This window comes from Shewanella sp. 10N.286.54.B9 (genome assembly GCF_041468565.1).
In the GTDB taxonomy this organism is placed as follows: Bacteria; Pseudomonadota; Gammaproteobacteria; order Enterobacterales; family Shewanellaceae; genus Shewanella.
On sequence record NZ_JBFRIY010000064.1, the window covers coordinates 1 to 4,317 of the forward strand.

At 40.6% G+C, this 4,317-nt stretch carries 3 protein-coding genes; 2 read left to right on the forward strand and 1 reads right to left on the reverse strand.

Annotated elements, in window-relative coordinates; genetic code table 11:
• The first annotated feature begins 224 nt into the window (after window positions 1-224).
• On the forward strand, window positions 225-1,091 hold the full coding sequence (locus tag AB4135_RS19440) for a hypothetical protein (protein WP_371995089.1): 867 nt from the start codon (window positions 225-227) through the stop codon (window positions 1,089-1,091).
• 108 nt (window positions 1,092-1,199) lie between these two features.
• On the forward strand, window positions 1,200-1,673 hold the full coding sequence (locus tag AB4135_RS19445) for an SMI1/KNR4 family protein (protein ID WP_371995090.1): 474 nt from the start codon (window positions 1,200-1,202) through the stop codon (window positions 1,671-1,673).
• Window positions 1,674-2,256: 583 nt separating this feature from the next.
• Here AB4135_RS19445 and AB4135_RS19450 read toward each other — a convergent pair.
• The gene (locus AB4135_RS19450; protein ID WP_371995091.1) at window positions 2,257-3,876 is read right to left on the reverse strand and encodes an AbgT family transporter; all 1,620 of its coding nucleotides are present in this window, start codon (window positions 3,874-3,876) and stop codon (window positions 2,257-2,259) included.
• Window positions 3,877-4,317: the final 441 nt, after the last annotated feature.

The following is a 4,317-nucleotide window of genomic DNA, read 5'->3' on the forward strand; positions in this document are numbered from 1 at the left end:
ATAAAAATCAGCCTTATGACAAATGTAAAAAAGTGATACACGGACCTATTGAACAACCTAGGCTCTCTTTCTCCGCACTCAACAAGGCAGTTTATGTAATCTAAACTTAGAAATTATCTATTTACAGCAATGCCTTAGCAGTGATAGCTTGTTAAAAAATTAACGAGTTGCTAAGAACGTTATCGAGCGACTAATGAATAAGCTGTTAGCAGTCAGGGAGTCTCATGTCAGAGCAGAGTAATAAAAATAATGGATTTGTTCGCACACTAATTGTGTTTTTTTGCTTGATGTTAGTGGCAATGGTGTTTTACAACTACTTTTGTGTTGCACCTGAAGGTGAGATAAATTCTGGAATAATTACCCTAATATCTATTTTATTAGTATTAGTATTGTCAGAGTCTTTTGATAACTTTTCTGTTGGTAAGCTAATCTCAGTAACTAGAGAAGTTAAGAAAAAAGAGGGGGCAGTAAAAGAGCTAGAACAAAAAAATACAGCCTTACTAAACCAGCTTATAACAATATCTAACAGTCAAAAGCAGGAACAAAATCATACTAATGTTTATGGTGATTACCATGAAACACCACAACAACAAAAAGCGAATAATCAAAAAATTGAGCAAAAAGAAAAAGAAAACGAAAATGAAGTAAAAAAATTATTGGATAGAATCGGAGATTCTATTGTAATTAATGAGTATGAAGAGCATATAAAAAGGGATTTAAAAGCACGAAATCTTGATTGTGAAAATGATACCGCCAAAGTTTTGATTAAGCACCTTGCGGGTACTCAAATTTCACTAAATTTTGAAGCTTTAAACCAAGATATTTTCACAAGCCAAATAGAATTACTTCGCATATTAAATGATGCAATACCTGACGGTAAAGCTCCTGTTTTTGTAGATGAGTTTGCACAAAATATAATTATTAAAAATTCTGATGTATTAAAAGAATGGACACCTAAAAGTTATTTAGAATATTTGTATTCGAAGCAACTTATTGTTAATGAAGAAAGTAATGTTCGAATTACAAATATCGGCGTGGAATATTTGTCTTGGCTAGTAAAAAGCGGTCGTAGTAGAAGCAGTAGTTTATAAAACTGCTAACAAGGCACTTAAACGGAACTAAAACAGTGGTTTAGCTTTCGCTTCGCTCCACATTATAACCCACAATTTTAGTCCGCTTAGCGCGGCGTTAGGAATACTATGAATCGGACTCAGGTACTCAATTCAACTATTTCAAAATATGGTTTGGAATTACCTAAACCATATTTAGATTTCTTACTCAAAGATGAGCCTGAACTTGAAATAGAAATACAAGACTGCTATTGGTTCATGGCTACAGTTCTTCCCTCTGACTGGGAGGGACAAGAGCCTCTTACTCTAGAGTCAGATTTTTCACTCGATAGACTTGAGCCAGTTCCATTTATCCATGCGCTAAAAATGTTTTTGCTTACGGCTCAGGAATTTCTTCATGGCAATGTTATTCAAAATGAAAGTGGCTCAAATTTTACAATAGAGAGACTTTCCCGTGGAATTGCAATTGGTGAAGAAAACGGTGACCTTTTGTTTATAGATGCCAATTCTTTTGGTGTATATGCCTTCTACCATGATGGTTATTACGTTTCAGAAATCGCAGGATCTTTTGATAAGTTGTTGCAAATGGTAGAGTATTCCTAACAAGCGCATTAAATCTGACTCCACAAGCTGTCCGATTTTTTGCAAATACAAACGGCGCAAAAAAGCGTCCAACTTGCTCCGCACTTTATGCGGGCGTTACCGTATATCCGTTTGTCATACTTTCCCTAATGAAATTCATCAATCCGAGAGTTGCAGCTCTAACTCACTTTTGTCCAAAAATGAGTTAACGACTACCACAGGCTTGCTAGGTATTCATCTGGTTTAGGCTGTGCAAGCTTCTAAATCATGGACGATTTAGCAGAGCCTATAGGGATATATTCACGGCGACTTGCAAAAGCTCAATACAGCTGAATTACTCTGTATTTTTTAACCTCGGTACTGATCTTTAAACTCTTTGTACTAAGGCATTCCTATCCAAAAGTGAGTTTCCAAGTCGGCAAAAGCAATACGCTCTAATAGAGCTCAAAACCTCAATGACTCGTGCTTATACCCTCAAATATTCGAGAGTTGTCCCCAACTCTAGCGCCCAACATCTAGTCCCCATAAAAAAGGCCGTATTTAATAATAGAAAATACGGCCTAATTATCAGCATGCTTATTGTTTAGCAGCTAGCGTCTAAGCCCTAAGGCGTGTAATAGGTCTCTGCGCCTGGTCCTACTGGCAAACCAAAGCCGAATACCCAGATAAAGAAGAAACAGGTCCAGCCAACAAAGAAAACCATTGAGTATGGCAGCATGGTGGCGACTAATGTGCCTATACCGAGGTTCTTCTTATATTGCGAAGCGACCGCTAGAATCAGGCCAAAGTAACTCATCATTGGGGTGATAAGGTTGGTGACGGAGTCACCGATTCGGTACGCCGCCTGAATCGTTTCTGGTGCGTAACCAACAAGCATTAACATAGGTACAAAGATAGGTGCGGTAACTGCCCACTGAGCAGAGGCGCTGCCGAGCATTAAGTTAATAAAGCCACACATCATAATAAACAGCACAAAGACTAATGGCCCTGTGAGCCCAATTGCATTAAGGGCATCAGCGCCCGATACCGCAAGTACTGCGCCTAAGTTAGTCCATTTGAAGAAAGCGACAAACTGCGAAGCGAAGAATACCAGTACGATGTACATTCCCATGCTGCTCATGCTGTGAGACATGGCGTTAATCACATCGACATCACGCTTCATGCTGCCAACAACTTTACCGTAAACCAAGCCTGGAATAGCAAAACAGATAAAGATAAAGGCGACGATCCCCTTCAAGAATGGCGAGCCTGCTACAAGCCCTGTGTCTGGGTTTCGCAGCGGCGCCCCTTCAGGAACCACGGTAAGTGCAAGTAGCAGTGACATGGCTAATACCGCAAGACCCGCAATCTTAAGGCCTCGTTTCTCTAGGTCTGTTACACCATCCATTTTCTGTTGGCTAAGATCAGTAGCGGCTTCGCTTGGGTCATACTTGCCGAGTTTTGGTTCAACAATTTTCTCGGTAACTAAGGCGCCTAAGAAGGTAATTAAGAAGGTAGAGACAAACATGAAGTACCAGTTCACCTCTGGGCCAACAAGATAATCTGGATCGATCATTTGCGCGGCGGCTTCGGTAATGCCTGACAGCAATGGATCAACGGTTCCTAATAACAGGTTAGCACTATAACCTCCTGAAACGCCTGCAAAGGCTGCCGCTAGGCCTGCTAACGGGTGACGACCGAGTGAATGGAAGATCATCGCAGCCATTGGGATGAGAACAACATAGCCAAGTTCAGCTGCGGTGTTAGACACAATACCGGCAAATACAATGGTGAGGGTAACGAGGCGCTTTGATGTACCCATAACCAATAAGCGCATAGCTGCAGAAAGCAACCCAGAGCGTTCAGCAATACCAACACCTAACAGTGCAACAAGCACGGTACCGAGCGGGGTAAAGCCTGTGAAGTTGGTAACCAAGTTAGATACGATCATACGCAAGCCTTCGGCATTCATCAGGCTTACAACGTGAATGAGACCGTCGGCGCTGCGACCAGAGGCTCCTTCTGGGCGAGGGTCAATAACCGTTAGTTCAAAGTAACCAGCAATACCACTAATCACCACTACCGCGGCACAAAACAGTGCAAATAGCGTAATAGGGTGAGGCAGCAAGTTACCTAGACGTTCAACAACATTGAGGAAGTTTACAAACCAACCACTCTGTTTCTGCTCAGGACTAGAGGGTGGGTCATTAGGTAGAGGCAAGCTCTCGCCTTTATCGGTACTCATGTGATCTTCCTTCAATTGTCTAATTATTCTTATGTTTGTTATTGAGTCAGCTTAGGTTGCTCTGAAACATCTATTTTGTAGTCGAAACGCTATATCTATGGGGAGATATGTAAATTGACCTTGCATGATGGATAACAAAAATTAATTGAACCTTAAAAGGGGCTGTAAAGCTTATTGGCACTCGGCATTGCTAATACGGGGGGGAAATCTATAGAGGTGAAGGAGAACAAAAATAAACCAAAAAAAAGGACTCATGTTGAATGAGTCCAAAAGGGATTGATTGGTTAACAATGGTTGTTGCACTTACAAAATAACTGTTCGTTGGGGATGACTCTAATATAGCGCCTACAAGCTGTATCTAAGCTGAACACTAAAGGCAGTTTAGATGAACAGTTATTCATTTTTAAACAATGTGTTAGTTAATATTTTAAATAAAAAAAA